This is a genomic window from Pseudomonas sp. EGD-AK9, from assembly GCF_000465935.2.
Taxonomy (GTDB): domain Bacteria; phylum Pseudomonadota; class Gammaproteobacteria; order Pseudomonadales; family Pseudomonadaceae; genus Aquipseudomonas.
Genome location: NZ_AVOF01000205.1, coordinates 1 through 6,045, shown reverse-complemented (window position 1 = coordinate 6,045; position 6,045 = coordinate 1). Strand labels below are relative to the sequence as shown.

The following is a 6,045-nucleotide window of genomic DNA, read 5'->3' as shown; positions in this document are numbered from 1 at the left end:
TGCGACAGCGCTTCGCCCTGGCCCATCTCGAAGAGGACGACCTAGGGTTGAGGGATTGGCTACAGCAGGTGCTGCAGCAACTGGACGAGCCCGAGCGGGCCGCCCAGCTGCCCCTGGACATTCGCGGCAGCGCCTTCCAGCAGCGGGTCTGGCAGGCGCTGCAGACGATCCCGCCGGGGCAGACGCGCAGCTACGGCGAACTGGCCGGCCAGTTGCACAGCCACCCGCGCGCGGTGGCCCGCGCCTGCGCCAGCAACGCCATCGGCCTGCTGCTGCCCTGCCACCGCGTGGTGGCCAGCGATGGCAGCCTCAGCGGCTACCGCTGGGGCCTGCAGCGCAAGCGGCGCTTGTTGGAGCAGGAACAGTCGTAGGGCATCGCGGGTTCTCGGTGCGCGCGGCGCACCAATCCTCCCCGGGAGCTACACCAACATCGCCTTGGCCACCTCGTTGCGCGTGCTGCGGCCCACCAGTTGTTCCACCAGGCACAGGGCAAAGGCCAACGCCGTACCCGGCCCCTGGCTAGTGATGCAATTGCCATCGACCACCACCGCCTCGTCGACGAAGGTGCAGCCCGAAAGACGCTCGCTGAATGCCGGGTAGCAGGTCATCCGCCGCTGCTTGAGCACGCCGTACTGCTGCAGGGCCAGCGCCGGCGCGGCGCAGATCGCGGCAAACAGCTCGCCGGCCTTGGCCTGCTGGCGCACCCGCTCGGCCAGCGGTTCGAAATCGGCCAGGTGCTGGGCGCCGGGCATGCCGCCGGGCAGCACGATCAGGTCGAAATCCTGGGCCAGCACGTCCACCAGCATGGCGTCGGCGGTCAGCCGCGTGCCGCGGGCGCAGGTGATCATGCGGCGTTCCTCGATGCTGGCCACCAGCACCTCGATGTCGGCGCGGCGCAGCACGTCGATCAGGGTCACGCATTCGAGGTCTTCGACGCCGTCGGCGACGGCGATCAGCGCACGCTTGCTCATATCTCAACTCCTTCAGGCAGGAAACGAAACTGTCCGCCCGGTCATAAAATGAGGCGACAGGCCATAAATTCACCGGGGAAAACCTTGCTGCTATGATGCGCGGCTTTTGCGCAAACGGGCAATTTTCCGGCACGGATATGCTTAGCTTGCTGCACATCACTTTCGGCGCGTTCGCGCCTCGGGGGAGCCCACCATGCTGGAAAAACTGTTCCAACTCAAAGCGCACCACACCAACGTGCGCACCGAGGTCATCGCCGGTCTCACCACCTTCCTGACCATGGCCTACATCCTCTTCGTCAACCCCAACATGCTGGCCGAGACCGGCATGGATCACGGCGCGGTGTTCGTCGCCACCTGCCTGGCGGCGGCCATCGGCTCGGCGGTGATGGGCCTGTTGGCCAACTACCCGATCGCCCTGGCACCGGGCATGGGCCTCAACGCCTTCTTCACCTACACCGTGGTGATGACCATGGGCTACAGCTGGCAGACCGCCCTGGGCGCGGTGTTCCTCTCCGGCGCGATCTTCTTTCTGCTGTCGATCTTCAAGATCCGCGAGTGGATCATCAACAGCATCCCGCTGGCCCTGCGCGCCGGCATCGCCGCCGGCATCGGCCTGTTCCTGGCGATCATCGCGCTGAAGAACGCCGGCATCGTGGTCGATCACCCGGCCACCCTGGTCGGTCTCGGCGACCTCAGCCAGGGCGGCGCTCTGCTCGCCTGCCTGGGCTTCTTCGTCATCGCCGCGCTGGCCTATCGCAAGGTCACCGGCGCGGTGATGATCGGCATCCTGCTGGTCACCGGCCTGTCCATCGCCCTGGGCCTTTCGGAGCTGCCGGGCGTGGTGTCGATGCCGCCGTCGCTGATGCCGACCCTGCTGCAGCTGGATATCGCCGGTGCCCTGGACATCGGCCTGATCAGCGTGATCTTCGCCTTCCTCTTCGTCGACCTGTTCGACACCTCCGGCACCCTGGTCGGCGTGGCGCAGAAGGCCGACCTGCTGGACAAGGACGGCAAGATGCCGCGCCTGGGCCGCGCGCTGATGGCCGACAGCACCGCCACCATGGCCGGCGCCGCGCTCGGCACCAGCACCACCACCAGCTATATCGAGTCCGCCGCCGGCATCAGCGCCGGCGGGCGCACCGGCCTGACCGCCTGCGTGGTCGCCGCGCTGTTTCTGCTCAGCCTGTTCTTCGCCCCGCTGGCCGGTTCGGTACCGGCCTACGCCACCGCGCCGGCGCTGCTGTTCGTCGCCGTGCTGATGATGAGCAGCCTGGCGCAGATCGACTGGGACGACCTCACCGTCGCCGCCCCGGTGGTGGCCGCCGCCCTGGCCATGCCGCTGACCTTCTCCATCGCCAACGGCATCGCCTTCGGCTTTATCGCCTGGACCGCGGTCAAGGTGCTGTCCGGGCGCTGGCGCGAGCTGAACCCGGCGATGTGGATTCTCTCCGCGCTGTTCGTCGTCAAGCTGGGCCTGTTCGCCTGATCCCCCTTTCGCCGACGACCGGCTGCAACGCCGGTCGCCGGCCGCTTTAGAGTGTTGCCATGAGCGCCCCCGTATTCGACCCCGCCACCTACGCCGCCCAGCTCGCCGAGAAAGAGCAGCGCCTGATCGAACTGCTGGCCCCCTTCGCCGCCCCCGCGCCCGAAGTGTTCGACTCGCCGCGCGAGCACTACCGCCTGCGCGCCGAGTTCCGCCTGTGGCGCGAGGACGGCCAGCGCCACTATGCGATGTTCGCGCCGGGCGACAAGCACACGCCGATCCTCCTCGACGACTTCCCCATCGCCAGCCTGCGCATCAACGAGCTGATGCCGCGCCTGCGCGCCGCCTGGCAGGCCAGCGAGGCGCTGTCGTTCAAACTGTTCCAGGTGGAATTTCTCACCACCCTGGCCGGCGATGCGCTGATCACCCTGGCCTACCACCGCCCGCTGGACGCCGCCTGGCAGGCCGAGGCCGAACGCCTGGCCGCGCAGCTGAACGTCAGCCTGGTCGGCCGCTCGCGCGGCCAGCGCCTGGTGGTCGGCCGCGACTACGTCGAGGAAGAACTGAGGGTGGCCGGACGCACCTTCCGCTACCGCCAACCGGAAGGCGCCTTCACCCAGCCCAACGGCGCGGTGTGCGAGAAGATGCTGAACTGGGCCCATGACGCCCTCGGCCAGCGCGACGACGACCTGCTGGAGCTGTACTGCGGCAACGGCAACTTCACCCTGCCGCTGGCCACTCGCGTGCGCCGCGTGCTGGCCACCGAGATCAGCAAGACCTCGGTGAACGCCGCGCTGGCCAACCTGGCTGATAACGGCGTGGACAACGTCGAGCTGGTGCGCCTGTCCGCCGAGGAACTGACCCAGGCGCTGAACGAGGTGCGGCCGTTCCGCCGCCTGGCCGGCATCGACCTGAAAAGCTACGACTTCGGCAGCGTCTTCGTCGACCCGCCGCGCGCGGGGATGGACCCGGATACCTGCGAGCTGACCCGGCGTTTCCAGCGCATTCTGTACATCTCCTGCAACCCCGAGACCCTGGCCGCCAATATCGCCCAGCTCAACGATAGCCATCGGGTGACGCGCAGCGCGCTGTTCGACCAGTTCCCCTACACCCACCATATGGAAGCCGGGGTGCTGCTGGAGCGGCGCTAAGCCATGCTCTGAGCCGTCTCGGAGTAGGGTGGAAAACCGCGCAGCGTTTTCCACCACAAGCGACAGGTGGACAAGCTTCGCGTTGTCCACCCTACCTAACTAGGTGTGCCGCGTAGCCCGCGCAACGCCCACCAGGCCAGCCCGGCCGAAACCACCTCCAGCAGCAATGCGGCCAGGTTGAAGGTTTGCTGCGCGCCACCGTCCAGCCACAGCCCGGCGATACGCGCCAGCGCCAGCACGCTGTAGAGCAGCACCAGCAGCGTCAAGGCCGGACGCAGCAGTTCCAGGCGCAGCAGCGCCAGCACCAGGTAGGCGGCCAGGCCCAACTGCAGGCCGCCGTAGTAGGCGCGCACCTCGGTCACCGCGGCGTTACCCATCAGCAGCGCGCCGCTGAGGCTGGCCATTTCATGGGGTTTGACGAAATACACCAGGCCCAGCCCGGTCAGGGCGGCGATCTGGATCAGTACGACGATCCGGGCGAACAGCATCGAACAGCCTCCTTGTCGACATCGGCTGCAGGCAGCATAGGTGCAGCCGGTCGCGACGCATAGTCGCAACGCCTTGGGCTGTGCTCGCCACGGCGCTATGCTGGGCGTCCGCTTCCCTGGAGTTTCGCCATGCGCCGCTCGCTACTCGCCCTCGCCCTCTTTGCCGGCCTGGCCCAGGCCGCCGAACCACTGACCATCGACGTGCACCGCGACGCCAACTGCGGCTGCTGCAAGGCCTGGATCAGCCACCTGCAGGACAACGGCTTCACCGTCAACGACCACGTCGAAACCGACATGGCCGCGGTCAAGCAGCGCCTCGGCGTACCGCCGCGTCTGGCCTCGTGCCACACCGGGGTGATCGACGGCAAGTTCGTCGAAGGCCACGTGCCGGCCGCCGACATCCTCAAGCTGCGCCAGCGCCCGGACCTGCTCGGCGCCGCCGTGCCCGGCATGCCGGTCGGCTCGCCCGGCATGGAGTACGGCGACCGCGTCGACGCCTACCAGGTGATCGGCCTGGACCGCGAGCGCCGCGACCAGGTACTGGCCGACTACCCCGGCAACTGACGGCCGGCCTGGCGCGCAGCAGCGGCGCCGACGACACTGAACAGCCTGAGCCACAGGGAGAGCGAAGATGCGCTGGCGCAAGGCAAGACGCAGTGACAACGTGGTGGACGCGCGCGGCCGCTCCGGCGGCATGCGCATGGGCGGCAAGGGGCTGAGCCTGGGCGGGGTGGCGGTGATCGTCATCGTCGGCCTGCTGATGGGCCAGGACCCGCTGCAGATCCTCGGCGAGATCGCCGGCCAGGCCACCCAGACCAGCCAGGTCGGCCTGCCCCAGGGCGCGCCGCCGGCGGCCAACGACGAGCACAGCGAGTTCGTCCGCGCCATTCTCGGCGACACCGAGGACACCTGGCGCGAGCTGTTCCAGAGCGCCGGCCAGCAGTACCGCGATCCCAAGCTGGTGCTGTTCTCCGGCGGCGTCAACTCGGCCTGCGGCTTCGCCAACTCGGCGGTCGGCCCCTTCTACTGCCCGGGCGACCAGCGGGTCTATCTCGACCTGACGTTCTTCCGCGAGCTGGAACAGCGCTTCGCCGCCGCCGGCGACTTCGCCCAGGCCTACGTCATCGCCCACGAAGTCGGCCACCACGTGCAGACCCTGCTCGGCGTCTCGGCCAGGGTCAACGCGGCGCGCCAGCGCGGCGAGCGGGTCGAGGGCGACGGTGGCCTGCTGGTGCGCCAGGAACTGCAGGCCGACTGCCTGGCCGGGGTCTGGGCACACCACGCCCAGCGCCGCCATGCCTGGCTGGAGGAGGGCGATCTGGAAGAAGCGCTGAACGCCGCCAGCGCCATCGGCGACGACCGCCTGCAGAAGCAGGCACGCGGCCAGGTGGTACCGGACGCCTTCACCCACGGCACCTCGGCGCAGCGGGTGCGCTGGTTCCGCATGGGCTTCGACAGCGGCCAGCCGGGGCGCTGCGATACCTTCAAGGTGGCGCGGTTGTAGAGATCTCGTGGGGGGCGACCGGCGTCACCGGATCGCGGCTAAAGCCCCTCCCACAGAACATGCCGCTCCCGACCGTGCAACCAATCAGCCAAGGTGCGCCAGCAGCTCGGCGCAATCACGCGCATGCAGCTCGGTCAGCTCGGGCCAGGGGTTGTCCGGCAGGTTGACCAGCACACCGCGCGCACCGGCGGCCTGGGCGCATTCCAGGTCGAAGCGGTAGTCGCCGACCATCACCAGCTCGCTCGGCGCCACGCTCCAGCGCTCGGCCAGGTGCAACAGGCCGCCGGGATGGGGCTTGGGCGGCGCCTCGTCGCGGCCGAGGATATCGGCGTCGGCGAAACAGTCGGCCAGGCCGATGGCGGCCAGCGTCAGCAGCGCCAGGGGATGAGCGTTGCGGGTCAGGATACCGAGCCGGCAGTCGCGCTCGCGCAGGGCGCGCACCAGCTGC

8 protein-coding genes are annotated in these 6,045 nt (G+C 68.8%); 5 read left to right on the top strand and 3 right to left on the bottom strand.

The window, feature by feature from the left end; all coding sequences use genetic code 11:
- Positions 1-371: methylated-DNA--[protein]-cysteine S-methyltransferase (locus tag N878_RS10940; RefSeq protein ID WP_021443696.1), on the top strand; the 371-nt coding region annotated here is incomplete at its 5' end.
- A 48-nt stretch (positions 372-419) separates the two neighbouring features.
- On the opposite strand, the gene N878_RS10935 is transcribed toward N878_RS10940, so the two are convergent.
- Positions 420-971 carry a DJ-1 family glyoxalase III gene (locus tag N878_RS10935; protein ID WP_021443695.1) on the bottom strand — a complete coding sequence of 184 codons (552 nt, stop codon included), beginning with the start codon at positions 969-971 and terminating at the stop codon, positions 420-422.
- A gap of 193 nt (positions 972-1,164) precedes the next feature.
- Here N878_RS10935 and N878_RS10930 point away from each other — a divergent pair, with 193 nt between their 5' ends.
- Both N878_RS10930 and trmA read left to right on the top strand, forming a co-directional pair.
- Positions 1,165-2,457 (top strand): NCS2 family permease, encoded by a 1,293-nt coding sequence (locus N878_RS10930; RefSeq protein ID WP_021443694.1) that lies wholly within the window; start codon positions 1,165-1,167, stop codon positions 2,455-2,457.
- Positions 2,458-2,516: 59 nt separating this feature from the next.
- Complete coding sequence (gene trmA, locus N878_RS10925) at positions 2,517-3,605, top strand: tRNA (uridine(54)-C5)-methyltransferase TrmA (protein WP_021443693.1); 1,089 nt, start codon at positions 2,517-2,519, stop codon at positions 3,603-3,605.
- A gap of 95 nt (positions 3,606-3,700) precedes the next feature.
- On the opposite strand, the gene N878_RS10920 is transcribed toward trmA, so the two are convergent.
- Positions 3,701-4,093: a DUF4345 family protein gene (locus N878_RS10920; protein ID WP_021443692.1), complete on the bottom strand. Its 393-nt coding sequence runs from the start codon at positions 4,091-4,093 to the stop codon at positions 3,701-3,703.
- A 129-nt stretch (positions 4,094-4,222) separates the two neighbouring features.
- Between N878_RS10920 and N878_RS10915 the strand changes: the two genes are divergently transcribed.
- A complete protein-coding gene (locus tag N878_RS10915; RefSeq protein WP_021443691.1) occupies positions 4,223-4,657 on the top strand; it encodes a DUF411 domain-containing protein in 435 nt (144 codons plus the stop codon).
- Positions 4,658-4,724: 67 nt separating this feature from the next.
- Entirely contained in the window at positions 4,725-5,597 is an 873-nt protein-coding gene (locus tag N878_RS10910; protein ID WP_021443690.1) for a neutral zinc metallopeptidase, read from the top strand.
- Positions 5,598-5,681: 84 nt separating this feature from the next.
- On the opposite strand, the gene N878_RS10905 is transcribed toward N878_RS10910, so the two are convergent.
- On the bottom strand, positions 5,682-6,045 hold a 364-nt coding region (locus N878_RS10905; protein WP_021443689.1), incomplete at its 5' end, for an HAD family hydrolase.

Bases quoted from the DNA above. Each gene is read 5' to 3' on its own strand.
- trmA (WP_021443693.1), top strand. From the start codon at position 2,517: ATGAGCGCCCCCGTATTCGACCCCGCCACCTACGCCGCCCAGCTCGCC.
- N878_RS10920 (WP_021443692.1), bottom strand. From the start codon at position 4,093: ATGCTGTTCGCCCGGATCGTCGTACTGATCCAGATCGCCGCCCTGACC.
- N878_RS10930 (WP_021443694.1), top strand. From the start codon at position 1,165: ATGCTGGAAAAACTGTTCCAACTCAAAGCGCACCACACCAACGTGCGC.
- N878_RS10910 (WP_021443690.1), top strand. From the start codon at position 4,725: ATGCGCTGGCGCAAGGCAAGACGCAGTGACAACGTGGTGGACGCGCGC.
- N878_RS10915 (WP_021443691.1), top strand. From the start codon at position 4,223: ATGCGCCGCTCGCTACTCGCCCTCGCCCTCTTTGCCGGCCTGGCCCAG.
- N878_RS10935 (WP_021443695.1), bottom strand. From the start codon at position 971: ATGAGCAAGCGTGCGCTGATCGCCGTCGCCGACGGCGTCGAAGACCTC.